This window comes from Rahnella aquatilis CIP 78.65 = ATCC 33071 (genome assembly GCF_000241955.1).
Lineage (GTDB): Bacteria > Pseudomonadota > Gammaproteobacteria > Enterobacterales > Enterobacteriaceae > Rahnella > Rahnella aquatilis.
Window position 1 is genome coordinate 3522905 of the sequence record NC_016818.1, and the last position, 14633, is coordinate 3537537.

Here is a 14633-nt window from a genome sequence, read left to right on the forward strand (position 1 = left end):
GGGAAAAACCATGATGATGATATTGGGCATGTTTCCGTTTGCCCTGCAAACCACGCCTTACCAGACATCGAACCAGGCCAATACCTGGCGACATGTCAAAAACGACCGCGTGGGAAAATCCCCGCGCTATCAATACATAGGCCCGGACGAAGAACCGATCACATTCTCCGGGACTCTGTACCCTGAAATCAGCGGCGGTGATGTGTCGCTCACCACGCTGGAGACGATGGCATATACCGGCAGAGCCTGGCCGCTGATTGAAGGCACCGGTAAGATTTATGGGATGTACGTGATCGACGGTTTAACCCAGAATCGGGCTGAGTTCTTTCAGGACGGGAAAGCGCGGAAGATTGATTTTACCCTCAGCCTGAAAAAAGTCAGTGAGGATATCAGGGAGAAGCTGGCGGAAATCACCAATGATGATGTGCTGTCTATGGTGAAAACTGGGGTAAATTTCTAACTTTATTTGTGCTGGCCAACACGATCAGCTTTGACAGTGTGGTACCGAAATCAACGAGCGCCGCCACTTTTAACCGTGCTGCAGCATGGTCACTTATGATGGTGCTCGTTATCAGTTTACACCTCCGGTTGCTTAGGCCAGATAATATCTGGTGCGGCAGACGTGTCTACAGCCTGCACAGCTTTAATGTAGTTCATCCAGGCTATCAGACTGGCTTTATCTCCATCACTGATGACGCCTAATTGCAGCTCAGTTTGCCAGAGGCTGATTGTTGCCTGAGCTTCTGTCAGTAACGCCGCTTTCTGCTGTTCTGCCGCTTTCACGTCTACTGAATGCTGCGCCTCAATATCCGTCACCCATTCATTGCCATTCCACGTATCGCATGGCGTGGATGGGGCCAGTGTGGTGGTACCCTCCGGGTAATCGCCTGGTATCATGATGGCAACCTCTTCGCCTGTTTCGATGTTGTAAACAGTTTCACCGCGATGATCTGCTACATATTCCCAGGCGGTAAAATCCGGCGATCGACATATGGCAAAATCTTCTTTGCTTTCTCCCGGTGACTCGGTGCATGAATAAGCCGGAATACCAATACCTAAAGCCAAATATTCCAAGGATGAAGACAAATATTCACGCGTTACACCATCATAGTTATATACCGTGATATCCCCCGGCGTTATGGCAAGTTCGTCTGCGTTCAATATAGCCTGAGTCATTACACCGCCCTCACTATGTAGTTAAATGCTATATTCCGTGGACGGGTACCCACAGATGTATAATATTGATTCACATTAATCGGGCGAGCCGAATCGGGGTTATCAGTTACCCTCCCATTACCCGGCCAGGCATTTTCTGCGGAAACCGCAACGAATCCTTTCATTGTTGCGCCATAATCAGCATCAAATATTGGATCGCCGCCAATACCTTCACATACATCTGGAATAGTCGCCTTATTAGGTACCGCACCCTCAACGCTAACCTGCTGTAAAGCATCCGGCCCAATTGATGTGGTTGTTAACGTTGCTGGCTCCCTTGATAACAGCTGACGATTGGTTACTCCATCCACGTTGCGACCATCATCCCACCCTCGGATGAATTCACCCCGCAAATCTGGCAAAGCTCCAGACGGGAAAACCGCAGCCAAAACCGGATAAAGAACCTTGTCAAATGTTGCACCGTTACATTTCAACCACCCCGCTGGAGGCATGGCGGCAGGATAAGGCAGGGGGATACCAGCGGGAATATATTGCACAATATCCGCCGTTTTAAGGTACTGCTGATGGGGATCGATAGCAGCAACATGCGCCGCCATTTGCTGATCAACATAGGCTTTAACTTGGATTATCTGATCATCAACATACTGACGGGTTGCCAGTACCACGGAGGGATCAATCTTGAGTGTAACCGCCTGGGTGCTGCTTACGATCAGAATGACGCGGATCACCTGCACCCGCCCGCTACCTTCTTGCAATAACGGCTTATAGGTTTCCGCACAGTTGGCAATAGCAATCAAATCACCTGCACTGTCATACAGCCCAATTTCACGGATCCACCACCCGCCCACGTCTTCCGGGATCACTTGCTCAGCAATAATCTGGTTGGCGTTTACCGGGTCAATGGTGAGGGTGTTGAGGGGGGCGCGGCGCAGCTCATGCACAAGCGCGGTTTGCGCAGGGTTTGGGGTTGGCAGTGCGCCGTTACCATCCCCTACTGCCATTTGAGTAATTTCAACCTGTTCACCCAATGCCGTGGCATTCGCCAGTTTCGCGGTACCGACATTGGTTAGCAGGGCATAATATTTAGTTGCCACTTTGTGAGATCTCCACGGTGTCTATCAAATGAATTGCACTGCCCACAAATTCCGCGCCACTCACTGAAATGGTTTCAGGAAAATAGGGGTACACGGTCAGCGTGTCGCCCAAATAAGCAGACGCGCCAACATAAAAAGGGCCGGTAGTCTGGAGGTGCAGACTCATGCCCAGCATGTGACGGCTACACGGCTTAACATCAGCAATCAGCCGCTCAAGTTCCTGATACGTTTCTTCGCTGATTCCTTCGTCTTCAACACCGATATCCAGCGTAAACGTGCCGGGGTCAGTGTCGATACTCCACCACTCGTTAACACGGATGAAGTACCCGAATGGCTCTACAACGCGCCGCATGGCCCCGGTTGTGCCTTTGTAACGGTGCAGGTAATACGCATCTGCAATAGCCTTACGCTTCGTTGTCTGGGGCCAGTTTTCATCCCATCGGTCAACGGAAAACGCCCATGCCAGATAGGGCAGCAAATCAACCGGGCAGGTGTAAGGATCCCAGAGCTGTCGCAGCGGTACCCGCACTTCCCCCAGAGACGCGCAGACGCGGGCGGCAACACGCTCAAGGCGTGAAGCGCTCGGCGGCAGCAGGGTTTTACTCATCGTACCCCCCAACCGTTATGGTGTAGCCAGTACAGTTTGACGCCTGAGAATCATCAAGCACCATATCAGCCAGCGGCTGCGCCAGTTCCACCCGCTGCACCCCTTCAACGTGCAGCGCGGCATAAATGGCAGACAGCCGGATATCACGCCCCAGACGGCGCTGATCGGCAATGTACGCCTGTAACTTCTGCTCGGATGCCTGGCGTATGGGTTCCGACTCCGGCCCCGGATAGATATACAGCGTGGCATCAATTTCATAAGGCACGATCTCCGCCGCCTGCACGGTCACGCGATCGGCAACCGGGCGCACTTCTTCGCCATTCAGCGCGCTGGCAACAATATCGATCAACTCCTGGCTGGCAGTGCCGTCACCCTCGCGTGAAAGCACAGAGACGGTGACGCAAGCTGGCGTTGGACTCACGGCAGACACATCAGCAACGCGCCCATCAGCGGACAGGCCGAAAAACTCATATGCCGCCGTTGGCCCGGCGACGCTCAGCCCTTCAAACGCCTGCGGGGTACGGACGCGCAGATCGGCATCTGACTCCATCACCGCAGGAACAGGCGGTACAACGCTGTCATCTTCCGGCGTAATAGTCAGGCGCTCTACATTGAAGTTTGCCGCCAACTGATCCAGATCACTGCCCACGGAGTACGCCACCATCACCGCGCGCGCCGCTTCGTTTACGCGCTGGCGTAGCAATAATTCGCGGTAACAGTTTTCTTCCAGCAGCATGGTGATCGGCTCAGACTCCAGCGAGAGAGTGCGGCTGATTGTTTCCTGTTCATCTTCCGGGTAAAGCGCGATAAATGCCGCCTTACGCTCATTGAACAGCGTTTCAAAGTCCAGCGGCTCAACCACTACCGGAGGCGGTAATTGTGAAAGGTCAATCGTGCCGCTCATGCCTGCACCTGCCTGCCGATCGTTACGTCTGCGGTAAAGGGTGATTGGGTATCGGTGCGGCTTGCCTTGATGGTGGCGATCATCTGCCCCGCCCCGGTTTCCGTCAGCACAATATTGCTCAGTGAGATACGCGGCTCCCAGAGGAACAGCGCGCTGTATATCGCGGACATAATGCGAAGACGCGTTACGGCATTGCCTGGCTGATCAATCAGGTTATTGAGCTGTGAACCGTAGGCGCGGCGCATGACGCGAGAGCCAACAGGCGTTAACAAAATGTCATTGATGGACTGAGAAATATGCTCATTATCGGTGAGTACTTCGCCGGTTTCAGCGTTCATCCCGCTGTATCTTGCGCCGGTCATTGCGGGCCGTCCGTCTGGCTTCCGCCACGCTCTACGCCGCCATGTTTATGGGTATGCACCACAATGCCATTTGATGTAATGCTGCCGCCGCTGTGCTCAATATTGCCGGTCATCTTGCCGCCCTGTTTCATCTCAAACGTGACACAGGACAGCTTTTTAGTGCAGATCACTTCCGGCGTATCAAGGGTGATTGAGGTTGTTGCGGTGCAGGTAATTTTGGGGGCGGTTGCTGCGATAGACTCCAGCGCCTCCACGGATGCACTTTTAACACCCGTAACCACCAGCGCACCGGTTTCCGGGTCATAGGAAACTTTTGCACCGTCAGGAAATTGGATCACATCTGACGCCGCACCGCTATCCGGTGGCTTCACACTGTCGCTGTACAAGCTGCCCATAATGACGGCGTTTTCCAGATCGCCGCATGGGGCAAAAAGTAATACCTGCTCGCCTGCTGTGGGTGCCCACCACGTAACCGCCGTTCCGGCGCGCATAGCCGCCCAGCGGATCCAGTCCGTTGTATTCTCACCCGTTGAGACTCGCGCAACCGGTGGCTCAGCAGTAAGATCAACCTCCGCCACCGTACCAATGCGGACGAGGTTACAGATCAGGCGATAGAGTTCATTCAGATTCATAAGCTGGCTTACGTTATTAAATTTACAGCCAGTTTCATGATCCACGCGCGCGTAAGCAACGCGCTGGCGTTGTCAGGAGTTGGTAACAATGGATGGCGGTACCGGCAGACACTGCCAGTTATGACAGTGGCGGGAAAAGCATCGAGCACCGTCACTTATAACAGTGCTGCAGCAAGGCGTCAGGGTTGCAGAGAATTGACGATAGTATCCGCCAGCCAGTCAAGATCGCTTTCCGTGAAGCCCAGCAGCTCGCGCGCCGGGTAACGAGTGCGGGCACCGGGTGCCACGGTGTCAACCTCACCATACTGGTGAACACTGGCAATCTCGGCGGTATGCCCGGAGTATCCCACAACGGCAGCGCTTGCGGTGCCGTATGCTTTGAGAAAGCGGGCAGTACGCAGACGGCGAAACATCTTTTCTTTTCGGGTGGTGGTGCGTTTTGTCTGGTTAAGATGGATCTCAATATAGCGCTGAATATCGCGCTTATAGAATGTGCGCAATGCCCCTTTATCCACATCATAACCGGTGATGGCGCGTTGTTCCCCGCGCCCGGTGGTTCGCCAGTTGCTCAGCTCGCGTGTTTCATCTTTCCACAGGAATTTAATTCCGCCCTGAGTGCGTAAAATCTTACGACGGCGCGGCGTATAGCTCTCTCCGCTGGGGTTTTTCTGGCTGTTGATTCGCTGTTGCTGACGTTTGCGCAGGCCAACAGCCACCTCACGCGTGAGTTTACGACGCTGGCCCGGTGCGAGCTGTGCCGCCACGGTTGCCAGATAATCATCAAGGGCATGAAACAGCGGATCAGCGCTCATTTAGTCCGTCCACGTTTCACCGCTTACCGTGTCTTCAAATACCAGTGACCAGGCACCCAGCTCCGGCCCCGGCATAGGATCGGCGCGGTGATGAATCACCGGCTTACCGTCCTCAACTTGGACAATAACCGCCTCATTGGCCTGAATTTTGATAAGCACATCCATGGTGGAATTGCTGAGAATATCCGCTTCAAAGGTGATGCCATCGCGGGCACGGTCAGGATTGAATAACAGTTCAGGCTGATACAGGCGCGCCCATGCCAGAATTGGCAGGCTGAGGGTATCCAGCGGCTCAGGATAATCCATTGCCAGCACTTCAATGGTGTACTCATATTCAAACGAGGCAGAGCGCTGCCCGGTGCTGACCATGCGCCCCTTCTGGACGTAGACCGCCAGATTATCAGGGTTGTCACGCAACCACGGCACCGCCTGGCTAATATGTTGGCGGAGTAAATCGGGTTTTAACATCGTTATTTCTCCACCGCTTTGGCCCCTGCCAACGCATCATAAGCCGCCTCACAGGTCAGCCCTCTGATCCTTGCCTGATCAGCAGTTGCCGCCAGTTCTCCCGCTCGCTGGTCAGCACGGCGGAACAGCTCGGCAAGCAGTTCGCTGCCGGTGGTGCCTGCCGTGCCTTCGCTGGCAGATGCGGCACGGCGGGCGCGCTCACTTGCTGCCAGTCTGGCGGCGAGTTTTGCGGCTTCATCATGCAGCCCGTCAGAAACAGCGCGAGCACGATCAGCATCAGCAGCGGCCTGAGCAATCTGCCCCTCAGCCCTTTTCTCAATCGCATCTATTTCACCCTGTCGGTGTTGTTCTTCGGCTCTGGCTTCTGCTTGCCGCTTTGCCAGCGCGGTAGCGTCGTTTGCATCTCGCTGTTTCCATTTCAGTGACCACTCTGCGTTAGCCTGGCGGGCACCAAACCACGAACCAGAAAGGAAGGCACTACTCAGAATTAGCGCAACCAGAAGGCCGCGCCAGTGTCGCCTGAGCCAGTCCAGAATCATGCAGGATAAGCCGCATAAGGAAGCTGAAAGTGCGGGCCGTCTTTCAGCGTTGTCCAGTCACCGCCCCACTCAACGGGAACATTCAGCTCTTTGCCCGCCTGTTTGAAGGCTTCGGAAATTTGTTGGTAATATTTCCAGTCCCATGAACCTGCCGGCGTGGGATACGCAAACACATCAACCGCATGGCCTGAAATATGCCTGCTGTTCATCGTCTGGCTTTTCCCCTCAGCAACAAGTTGCTTTTGTCGCTCTACAGAGCGAAGCCCTTCGGTAACACCAAAATCAATGGCAGAAAGTTGAATGGCGCGGCGGACGACTTTCACAAGGTCAGCGTTAACACCTTTCAGATTATTTTCACTTCTCTGACTAAATTTAAATTCACTCATTTCCTTTCGCTCCCCCGATACGGGTTTCAATAAAGCCAGTCACTTTGTTGCGCACTTTGTCCGCACCCATAAAACCGATTGACGCCCCAATGAAGGTAACGGCATTCGATGGCAAGCCCAGATACTCAAGCGAACCCGCTACTGTCAGCGTAACGATTCCGCATACCAGTGAGCCGGTGGCGGTTTTCAGCAGTGATTGACCGTCATAAAGACTCATAAGCGCCGATATGCTCAGCGCTGCGCCTGCGGCGTAAAGCGTCGGCAAATATGTAGCAATCCATTTCATTGTTTCTTCCAGCATCCCCGGAGGTACGTTGCTCATAGCAGTCCCTCAGTCCCATAGCTGTACGGTTTCCCGCTGGGTTGGTGGTGGTAATTCCGGGAGGTAAACGACTTGCCCGGCACTCAGCATCGGGCCGCTGTTACACAGCCCCGGATTGGCTTCATGTACGGCTTCGGTTACTCCCGACGTCCTGCCGTAATACCGCCAGCAGAGTTCATCAACGGTGTCATCCTGCTGCGCCTGCACGTTCATCAGCACAGCTCCGCAAGGCCGCGATCTTCATTCTGTATATCGCGAATTGACCAGCGCACATCACGCCAGAGCGTATCTATCTGGGTACTGAGCGCCTGCGCGTGGTCATCCCCTTTACTGGTGGTATCAATATCGCGATACCCCTCAATCAGCAGGGCTTTGGTCAGTGACCAGACAGCATTTTTATAGCGCCAGACCTTCACCGATTCGCCATTCACCGGATCGGCGGGGATCTCCGCCAGAGTCAGATAACCGGCATCAATCTGAACCTGGCGCCACAGAAAAAGCTGATCGTTGACGTGGGCCACTGCCTCAATGGTGCGGGACATAAGGCGATCGGTCGTCACCTGGCCGTCAAGGCGCATAGCGCGGCGAAGATCAGCCAACACAATGACGGGCCAGAAAGGCAGGCTTTCAACCTTTGCGCCGCCATCGTCCGGCGCGGGTTCTGATGGCGGTCTTACTGGTTCAGTGGCGACCAGGCTCATACAAGTACTCCATAGGGCAGGCGGTGGACGGCGTGACGCAGTAAAGGCTGGGCCTTATTACGTCACACCGTGCCGCCTGGTGCGCGGGGGCACATTCGTTATGGCTTCGCGGTTTTCCGCGTTGCCTTATTCTTTGCTGCCGGTTTTGTCTGGCTATTTTTCGGCTTTTGGGCTGCGGGAGTGCGCGGCATTTTCTCCGGCACGGTTTTCGCTTCCGGCTGTACCGGTAGCGCATCGCCCTCACCTTCTCCGCTGTTGGCTGCGGTTAGCTTTTTGATATTGCGATCCAACAGTTCGATATCACGCGCCACGCCAATTTTTGCGTTGAGTTTGATAGCTTCCTGCAAATGCGACCGGGCGAGTTGCTGGGATTCAACATCCTGATTAAGGCGCACGGTGTACCCCATGACTTTAAACAGCTTGGCCCTCACCTGATCGGGCATATCTTCATGTGTGGTGATGCCGTTCAGCGCGTTGATATTGTCAATACTCACGCTCGCCTTAGCAGGGTTCGCTTTGAAGGCGGCAAGGATGGGATCGCAGATCTCTTCAACCAGTACCGTGGCGGTGGTGCGCTTGTACTGGTCTGGCATCGGGATTTTATGGCGCAGCACGTACTGGCCTATCAGCAGCGCCTGCGCGATATCTCCGGCATCTGCCGCCCAGATCATTACGGTGGTGATCACTTCATCCGCCTGCCCCGTATCAGCAGCCAGTGCGCCATCAATCCACGGCTGATAATCCGGCAGGCGCTCGCTTTTCAGCTTCGCCTTACCGGCATTCGACTGGATGCGGCTGAGGTCGGCTTTATCCATGCGCAGGCGGAAAAGCACCTGCTCATATGCTGTTCTATCTGCGGTAGTAGCCCCGCGATTACTGCGACGCTCAGCCATCACCCGATCAAAGTGTTTTTGTGCTGGTGTTAACATTTATGCCCCCTGTGCAGGCCAGCGAGGTGCTGGCCTGCGGCGTCTTATGCTGCCGGGTCTGGTTCGGCGGCGGTGATGCCTTCGATCAGACAGCCATAGCCGTAGTCTTCAATGACGTAAGCATCATTAGAAGAGCTGTACGTTGAGACGCGGTTATATTCCGGCTCCTCAACGATGCGGCGACGGTGTCCACCTTCCTGCCAGTAAATGGACAGGTTTTCCCAGGAGGTAATAAACATGCTGCCGTCGGGGAAAAACGGCGCAATGAATGACGGCAGGTTGCCGATCGTTTTACGCGACGCAATCAACTGCCCGGCAAGTGCTTCGGAGTTCGGGTTATTGGTGCTTACGGCGTTGATGATTGGGAATGAACGGTTAACCGTCAGATTACGCCCGGTGATCACCACCAGATCAGGCGAATCCTTGTACCACTCATCCATAAGCGAATTGACCGCATCAAAAACGATTGAGTCATAGTTACCGTAATCACCTTTGGCAACCACCTGGTTGGTGTCATCACGACTGGTCACAGTGACATCTTTCATCACGCGCTGAGCTGCATTAGTACGGTACTGCTGGAGCCAGCCAACACCGCAATCCTGCAACAATGGATTGGCGGCACGGTCTGATTTTTCCGCGTAACTGGTACCGTTAAAGCCGATCATGATGCGATCGAGCGCAATGCGCTTGATGATCTGATTGCTAAGGCGCTTCTGAAAGTCCTGGAATTTTGCCCAGGCATCAAGCTGCGTATACGGCGTAAAGGTATCGGCGTTCACCTTGTTACAGGTGTACTTATTCGAATCCAGCGCCGCCAGATTGGTAGGTTGACGGCGATCGGTGGTGGAATTGTTAGTACTGGAAATCGGGCCGCTTACGCCCAACCCAATTTTTTCACCGTTCTGATCGTTGACGCCGTAAATATTGATTAACTTAAGCATCTCAGACGACTGCTGGACCTTGTCCTCAAGCGTCTGTTCAACGCTCGGATCAATGCTGTACGCCTTGGTGATGTGGGCAGGGCTGATGTGGTTGAGTTCAGCCTGTCGCTGAATGTACTTATCAAACAAATCGCGGGTTGTATTGCGCATCTTATTTTCCTTTCCTGTGCCTGACGCACTGAGCTATATCAGCAATCAGCCAGATGTTGAGTTGATTGACCATCGCCGCCAGTAGCAGCCGGGCGCTGGTTGTACTGCTCGGCGTCCTGACCTTTCAGTTTCTCTTCCAGCGCTTTGAAGTCTTTACGCAGGCTTTCCAGTTCGGTGGCGTCAGCCTTACCTTTCACCGCAGCAGAAAGCTGGGTTGTACTGTCCAGCAGCTTGCCCTGGCTCTCAGCAATCGCCTCGATGGCCTCACGGTTTTCACCGTTCTGCTGGCTAAACTGCTGTTGCGTACCACCCAGCAACGCCTTAATACGGGCAAAGAAGTTTTTGCCTTCATCCTGCGGCGGCTGTTCATCTTCAAATTCCATCGTGGATTCCACGGCGGCGGTGAAGAAACACGCCTGATCGTGCTTGCGTGATGACAGCGGGTTAACGGAGTTTTTGGCACAAAACTCCATCATTTCCGTGCCCAGGCTGGCAGGGCTATCGGTGCAGGCCAGTCCCATCAAATAGGCTTCGCCGGTATCAGCAAAAGAGGGATGCACTTCAATACTGTGATAAATCTTCTGGCGGCTTTTTTTGAGGGCAACCAGATCATCAGTGGCATCAACCTGCACATACAGGCCCATTTTGCCTTTCAGCGGTTCCTCAGTGATTTCCTCTGCCTTGACGGAAATAACATCACCGTAAGCACGGAAATCACTGTTTGGCGAATAGCCCCGAAGGTGCTCCAGATTGACGCGGGCACCGTATACGGTTGGGTTAAAGCGTTGAGCCATCTGCACAATGTGCTGACGCTCCAGCGTCCGACCGTCGCAGGTGGCACCCTCGACAGCAACGCGAAATGGTTTTGACTTTGGCATGTCGAAATCCCGAATGAGTGAGTGATATTAACCAGTGCCCCTATCATTCCCGCCCCAGTCGGATCGCGCAAAGTGTTGCCGTTGTTGCCGTTTTGCGACAATGACAACCCGGAGCGACGCGCGCGCGGGCGCTGTACTCTGCAAACATGAAACAGACTTCACACGATGAGCCACGGATTGCCGCTAAGGTCATGTACTGGCAGGCATACAGCATCACGCAGATCGCCAAATCGATCGGCGTGAGTACCAACACGCTGTATTCATGGCGGCGCCGCGATAAGTGGGACGAATCCACAGCGCTGGAGCGCGTACAGGATCGGATGCAGGTGCGGTTATTACGTCTGACAGAGAAGCCAGACCTGACGGCGCATGACTTTAAAACCATCGACCTGTTAACGCGCCAACTGGTACGGATGGAGCGCGAAGAGCGCCACAGCGAAGAGAAAGGCCGCGAGAAGAAGCAAAAAAACCACTTTACCGAAGAGCAGATCGGGGATCTGCGCGCCCTGGTACTGGATTCGCTCTACGAACATCAAAAACGCTGGTACAAACAGCGCGAACGCCGCAACCGCTTTATTCTCAAATCGCGCCAGATTGGTGCCACCTGGTACTTTGCACGCGAGGCGCTGTTACGGGCACTGGAAACCGGCAACAACCAGATCTTTCTGTCAGCCAGCCGCGCCCAGGCGTTCCAGTTTAAGAAGTTCATCCAGCTACTGGCGGCGCAAGTAGGCGTTGAGCTGAAAGGCGGCGACGCAATCACCTTGAGCAACGGCGCAACGTTTTACTTTCTCGGCACCTCAACAGCGACGGCACAGAGCTACACCGGGGATCTGTATCTGGATGAAGCATTCTGGATCAGCAATTTCCTCAACCTGCGCAAAGTCGCGGCAGGCATGGCAACCCATGAAGGGCTGCGCCGCACCTACTTTTCCACGCCATCCAGTGAAGAGCATGAAGCATACGCATTCTGGACTGGCGACCTGTTCAACAAGGCAAGGCCCAGAGCGGAAAGGGTTGAGATAGACATCAGCCACAAGGCGCTGAAAAACGGCAGGCAGTGCGGGGATGGGATCTGGCGGCAAATTGTCACCATTGAAGATGCGGTAAAACTTGGCTTTAACCGGGTGAAGATCGAAACCATCAAGGCAGAAAACTCGCCAGAAGATTACGACAACCTATACCGCTGCCGCTTCGTCACCGTAGGGGAGCGGGCCTTTAACTACAACGCCATGATCGGCTGCTGCGTTGACGGTTTCAACGATGATGTTTGGCCCGACTGGAACCCGTTCGCGCCCAGACCAATAGGCGATCGCGGTGTATGGGTTGGCTACGACCCCAACGGGGGAAGCGGTAACGGTGACTCTGCCGGGCTGGTCGTCATAGTTCCGCCAGCGGTGCCGGGTGGCAAGTTCCGCATCATTGAACGCGTCCAGCTTCGTGGAATGGAGTTTGAGGAGCAAGCAAAAGCCATTCAGGCACTGACGGAGCGTTACAACGTCCAACACATCGCCATTGACGCCACGGGCATTGGTGATGCCGTCTGGCAATTGGTAGTCAAATTCTTCCCGCTTGCGGTGAAGTACCAGTATTCCGCCCCGCTCAAGCGCGCCATGGTACTTAAAGCGCTTATGCTGATCCGTGCCGGTCGTCTGGAAGTGGATGCGGGAATGCTGGATCTCGTCCAGTCATTTATGACGGTTCGCAAGGTGCAGAAAGGCGGCGTTATGACCTACGTTTCCGACCGCAAACGCGGCAGCAATCACGGCGATCTCGCCTGGGCATCAATGACAGCTTTGTTTAACGAGCCGATCGGCAGCGAAAGCGGCGGCGGTAGTGACAGTTTTGTAGAGGAGTTTTAAACGTGAGCCGCAAAAAGCAAAAGTTTCAGGCCAAACCGCAGCCGACTGCCAGCGAACAAACCGCAGGCATTGAGTCGTTCAGCTTTGGCGACCCCATTGCCATCACCGATCGAAGCATGTTACGCGATTGCATGGAGTGCGCTGATAACGGCATATATTTCGAACCGCCGATCAGCCCCTACGGCATCGCCCGGATGTTTGATTCCACCGCCTATCATCAGTCACCGCTGGTCTTTAAGCGCAATGTGATCACATCGTGCTATGTTCCCCACCCGTTACTAAGCAGGCAGGAGATGAGCGCCTGGGTGCTTGATTACCTGGTGTTTGGCAACAATTACATGGAAGTACGCCGCAACATGCTGGGCGAGCCTATTACCCTGAAACACGCACAAGCAAAATACACCCGGCGCGGCAGCGATCTTAAGAAAGAACAATATTGGTTTATAACCCGTCGCGATGCGGATTACCCCTTCAAGCCCGGCAGCATCTGCCAGATAAAAAACCCCAGCATTCACCAGGAGATCTACGGTGCGCCGGAATATATGGCCTCACTCCAAAGTGCCATGCTCAACAATGAAGCCACCATATTCCGCCGTAACTACTACATTAACGGCAGTCATGCCGGGGTTATCGTTTATCTGACTGACCCGATCGCCAACAACAAAGACGTTGAGAGCCTTAAAAATTCATTGAAGGACGCACGCGGCGGGGGCGCATTTAAAAACCTGTTTGTTTACGCTGCGGGCGGGAAAAAAGACGGCCTGCAGATCATGCCGTTCAGCCAGATAGCAGCTAAGGATGAGTTTACCGGCATCAAGGATGCAACGCGGGATGATATGCTTGCCGCGCATCGCGTTCCGCCTCAACTGATGGGGGTGATGCCAGGCAACGCTGGGGGGTTTGGTGACGTTGAGAAAGCCGCCCGCGTCTTCTCCATCAATGAACTGACGCCGATACAAGAGAGTCTGAAAGAGCTGAATGACTGGTTGGGCATTGAGGTGATCCGTTTTAACCCTTACGCCCTGGCAACCCCATCAACAGCCGCCTGACCATTCAAAAATATTGATACCTCACCCCGTCAGCGGGTGAGCGCAACCACCCCACAAACCAAACGCCATATAAGCCCCTCAGCGCCACGCTGACAGGGGTTTTTCTTTTGCACCCCCTGACCTGACCACCACGCAACCGCATCAAAATAGAGCCGCACAAGCGGGAAAACGGGCGCAAACAAATGCACCCTCCTTACCCCCTCAGCGCGCGATGGTTCCCCCGCCTCGCCCGCACACAGATCCCCCGTCTTTTTGTGCAATCTTGCAGATCACGGCAGGCCGCGCCGCGTCTGGGCTAAGTTGACAAAAGTACCATCAAAAAAATTGTGCATTTAGATGCAGATTTGCGCGGTGATTTTTCCAGAAAAAAAAAGCCTGTTTCCAGGCTTTAAATAAAACTATTTTCAGAACGGAAATGAGGGTGACAATGTTTCAAAATTGTTTCCAACCCAACTTTTCACTGCCAGAGTGCTTTGAACATCACTCGGCAGATAATCATGGATCATCCACTCACAAATCTGCCTTGTACGAATTGTTAAATCAGCATTATCTTTCCCATGAAGGGCATTAAGAAAATAAAGCACTTCATATTTTTCATTGCGGCTGAAACGCTTGCTATCGGAAATAATGAGATTTGGGTTATCACCCGCAGACCTCGCGTGATTTACATACTCATGTCCGTAGAGCAAATCGCTTTCTTTCATTTGTGGCATTTTAACTCCTTAGCTGCTGTGTAAAATCATCTGCCCAATGGGCTGAGCCAGCATAATACTCAACCGGTAATTCATTAAATGCCCTGATGTTTTTTTATGTTCTACATC

General features: G+C 53.8%; 20 protein-coding genes. 3 read left to right on the top strand and 17 right to left on the bottom strand.

Going from position 1 to position 14633, the window contains the following annotated elements:
• Positions 1-10: 10 nt before the first annotated feature.
• On the top strand, positions 11-460 hold the full coding sequence (locus RAHAQ2_RS15980) for a phage tail protein (protein ID WP_015698218.1): 450 nt from the start codon (positions 11-13) through the stop codon (positions 458-460).
• Positions 461-576: 116 nt separating this feature from the next.
• Here RAHAQ2_RS15980 and RAHAQ2_RS15985 read toward each other — a convergent pair whose 3' ends face one another.
• The 16 genes from RAHAQ2_RS15985 to RAHAQ2_RS16060 all read right to left on the bottom strand — a co-directional run bounded on the left by RAHAQ2_RS15985 (position 577) and on the right by RAHAQ2_RS16060 (position 10901).
• A complete protein-coding gene (locus tag RAHAQ2_RS15985; protein ID WP_015698219.1) occupies positions 577-1176 on the bottom strand; it encodes a tail fiber assembly protein in 600 nt (199 codons plus the stop codon).
• The gene (locus RAHAQ2_RS15990; RefSeq protein ID WP_015698220.1) at positions 1176-2270 is read right to left on the bottom strand and encodes a phage tail-collar fiber domain-containing protein; all 1095 of its coding nucleotides are present in this window, start codon (positions 2268-2270) and stop codon (positions 1176-1178) included. The genes RAHAQ2_RS15985 and RAHAQ2_RS15990 overlap by 1 nt, the downstream gene beginning before the upstream one ends.
• Positions 2260-2877 carry a phage tail protein I gene (locus RAHAQ2_RS15995; RefSeq protein WP_015698221.1) on the bottom strand — a complete coding sequence of 206 codons (618 nt, stop codon included), beginning with the start codon at positions 2875-2877 and terminating at the stop codon, positions 2260-2262. Before RAHAQ2_RS15995 ends, RAHAQ2_RS15990 begins: the two co-directional genes overlap by 11 nt.
• A complete protein-coding gene (locus RAHAQ2_RS16000; protein ID WP_015698222.1) occupies positions 2870-3781 on the bottom strand; it encodes a baseplate assembly protein in 912 nt (303 codons plus the stop codon). The genes RAHAQ2_RS15995 and RAHAQ2_RS16000 overlap by 8 nt, the downstream gene beginning before the upstream one ends.
• Entirely contained in the window at positions 3778-4143 is a 366-nt protein-coding gene (locus RAHAQ2_RS16005; RefSeq protein ID WP_015698223.1) for a GPW/gp25 family protein, read from the bottom strand. Before RAHAQ2_RS16005 ends, RAHAQ2_RS16000 begins: the two co-directional genes overlap by 4 nt.
• Positions 4140-4775, bottom strand: coding sequence for a phage baseplate assembly protein V (locus tag RAHAQ2_RS16010; RefSeq protein WP_015698224.1), 636 nt, complete (start codon positions 4773-4775; stop codon positions 4140-4142). Before RAHAQ2_RS16010 ends, RAHAQ2_RS16005 begins: the two co-directional genes overlap by 4 nt.
• A 179-nt stretch (positions 4776-4954) precedes the next feature.
• On the bottom strand, positions 4955-5587 hold the full coding sequence (locus RAHAQ2_RS16015) for a phage virion morphogenesis protein (RefSeq protein WP_015698225.1): 633 nt from the start codon (positions 5585-5587) through the stop codon (positions 4955-4957).
• On the bottom strand, positions 5588-6055 hold the full coding sequence (locus RAHAQ2_RS16020) for a phage tail protein (RefSeq protein ID WP_015698226.1): 468 nt from the start codon (positions 6053-6055) through the stop codon (positions 5588-5590). It abuts the gene before it with no gap.
• A 2-nt stretch (positions 6056-6057) separates the two neighbouring features.
• Entirely contained in the window at positions 6058-6594 is a 537-nt protein-coding gene (locus tag RAHAQ2_RS16025) for a DUF2514 family protein (RefSeq protein WP_015698227.1), read from the bottom strand.
• On the bottom strand, positions 6591-6980 hold the full coding sequence (locus tag RAHAQ2_RS16030) for a M15 family metallopeptidase (protein WP_015698228.1): 390 nt from the start codon (positions 6978-6980) through the stop codon (positions 6591-6593). The genes RAHAQ2_RS16025 and RAHAQ2_RS16030 overlap by 4 nt, the downstream gene beginning before the upstream one ends.
• Positions 6973-7302 (bottom strand): phage holin, lambda family, encoded by a 330-nt coding sequence (locus RAHAQ2_RS16035; RefSeq protein WP_015698229.1) that lies wholly within the window; start codon positions 7300-7302, stop codon positions 6973-6975. Before RAHAQ2_RS16035 ends, RAHAQ2_RS16030 begins: the two co-directional genes overlap by 8 nt.
• 9 nt (positions 7303-7311) lie before the next feature.
• Positions 7312-7515 (bottom strand): tail protein X, encoded by a 204-nt coding sequence (locus RAHAQ2_RS16040; protein WP_015698230.1) that lies wholly within the window; start codon positions 7513-7515, stop codon positions 7312-7314.
• Positions 7515-8003, bottom strand: coding sequence for a head completion/stabilization protein (locus RAHAQ2_RS16045; RefSeq protein WP_015698231.1), 489 nt, complete (start codon positions 8001-8003; stop codon positions 7515-7517). Before RAHAQ2_RS16045 ends, RAHAQ2_RS16040 begins: the two co-directional genes overlap by 1 nt.
• A gap of 98 nt (positions 8004-8101) precedes the next feature.
• A complete protein-coding gene (gene gpM, locus RAHAQ2_RS16050) occupies positions 8102-8932 on the bottom strand; it encodes a phage terminase small subunit (protein ID WP_015698232.1) in 831 nt (276 codons plus the stop codon).
• Positions 8933-8976: 44 nt separating this feature from the next.
• Positions 8977-10023, bottom strand: a complete 1047-nt coding sequence (locus RAHAQ2_RS16055) for a phage major capsid protein, P2 family (protein WP_015698233.1) — start codon at positions 10021-10023, stop codon at positions 8977-8979.
• Between the two features lie 38 nt (positions 10024-10061).
• The gene (locus tag RAHAQ2_RS16060; protein ID WP_015698234.1) at positions 10062-10901 is read right to left on the bottom strand and encodes a GPO family capsid scaffolding protein; all 840 of its coding nucleotides are present in this window, start codon (positions 10899-10901) and stop codon (positions 10062-10064) included.
• Between the two features lie 146 nt (positions 10902-11047).
• On the opposite strand from RAHAQ2_RS16060, the gene RAHAQ2_RS16065 reads away from it, so the two are divergent.
• A complete protein-coding gene (locus RAHAQ2_RS16065; RefSeq protein WP_015698235.1) occupies positions 11048-12763 on the top strand; it encodes a terminase large subunit domain-containing protein in 1716 nt (571 codons plus the stop codon).
• 2 nt (positions 12764-12765) lie between these two features.
• Positions 12766-13812 (top strand): phage portal protein, encoded by a 1047-nt coding sequence (locus tag RAHAQ2_RS16070; protein ID WP_015698236.1) that lies wholly within the window; start codon positions 12766-12768, stop codon positions 13810-13812.
• A gap of 404 nt (positions 13813-14216) precedes the next feature.
• Here the strand turns inward: RAHAQ2_RS16070 and RAHAQ2_RS16075 are convergent, their stop codons facing one another.
• Positions 14217-14525, bottom strand: coding sequence for a hypothetical protein (locus RAHAQ2_RS16075; protein WP_015698237.1), 309 nt, complete (start codon positions 14523-14525; stop codon positions 14217-14219).
• Positions 14526-14633 lie beyond the last annotated feature (108 nt).

Bases quoted from the DNA above. Each gene is read 5' to 3' on its own strand.
- RAHAQ2_RS15980 (WP_015698218.1), top strand. From the start codon at position 11: ATGATGATGATATTGGGCATGTTTCCGTTTGCCCTGCAAACCACGCCT.
- RAHAQ2_RS15985 (WP_015698219.1), bottom strand. From the start codon at position 1,176: ATGACTCAGGCTATATTGAACGCAGACGAACTTGCCATAACGCCGGGG.
- RAHAQ2_RS15995 (WP_015698221.1), bottom strand. From the start codon at position 2,877: ATGAGTAAAACCCTGCTGCCGCCGAGCGCTTCACGCCTTGAGCGTGTT.
- RAHAQ2_RS16000 (WP_015698222.1), bottom strand. From the start codon at position 3,781: ATGAGCGGCACGATTGACCTTTCACAATTACCGCCTCCGGTAGTGGTT.
- RAHAQ2_RS16005 (WP_015698223.1), bottom strand. From the start codon at position 4,143: ATGACCGGCGCAAGATACAGCGGGATGAACGCTGAAACCGGCGAAGTA.
- RAHAQ2_RS16010 (WP_015698224.1), bottom strand. From the start codon at position 4,775: ATGAATCTGAATGAACTCTATCGCCTGATCTGTAACCTCGTCCGCATT.
- RAHAQ2_RS16015 (WP_015698225.1), bottom strand. From the start codon at position 5,587: ATGAGCGCTGATCCGCTGTTTCATGCCCTTGATGATTATCTGGCAACC.
- RAHAQ2_RS16020 (WP_015698226.1), bottom strand. From the start codon at position 6,055: ATGTTAAAACCCGATTTACTCCGCCAACATATTAGCCAGGCGGTGCCG.
- RAHAQ2_RS16025 (WP_015698227.1), bottom strand. From the start codon at position 6,594: ATGATTCTGGACTGGCTCAGGCGACACTGGCGCGGCCTTCTGGTTGCG.
- RAHAQ2_RS16030 (WP_015698228.1), bottom strand. From the start codon at position 6,980: ATGAGTGAATTTAAATTTAGTCAGAGAAGTGAAAATAATCTGAAAGGT.
- RAHAQ2_RS16035 (WP_015698229.1), bottom strand. From the start codon at position 7,302: ATGAGCAACGTACCTCCGGGGATGCTGGAAGAAACAATGAAATGGATT.
- RAHAQ2_RS16040 (WP_015698230.1), bottom strand. From the start codon at position 7,515: ATGAACGTGCAGGCGCAGCAGGATGACACCGTTGATGAACTCTGCTGG.
- RAHAQ2_RS16045 (WP_015698231.1), bottom strand. From the start codon at position 8,003: ATGAGCCTGGTCGCCACTGAACCAGTAAGACCGCCATCAGAACCCGCG.
- gpM (WP_015698232.1), bottom strand. From the start codon at position 8,932: ATGTTAACACCAGCACAAAAACACTTTGATCGGGTGATGGCTGAGCGT.
- RAHAQ2_RS16055 (WP_015698233.1), bottom strand. From the start codon at position 10,023: ATGCGCAATACAACCCGCGATTTGTTTGATAAGTACATTCAGCGACAG.
- RAHAQ2_RS16060 (WP_015698234.1), bottom strand. From the start codon at position 10,901: ATGCCAAAGTCAAAACCATTTCGCGTTGCTGTCGAGGGTGCCACCTGC.
- RAHAQ2_RS16065 (WP_015698235.1), top strand. From the start codon at position 11,048: ATGAAACAGACTTCACACGATGAGCCACGGATTGCCGCTAAGGTCATG.
- RAHAQ2_RS16075 (WP_015698237.1), bottom strand. From the start codon at position 14,525: ATGCCACAAATGAAAGAAAGCGATTTGCTCTACGGACATGAGTATGTA.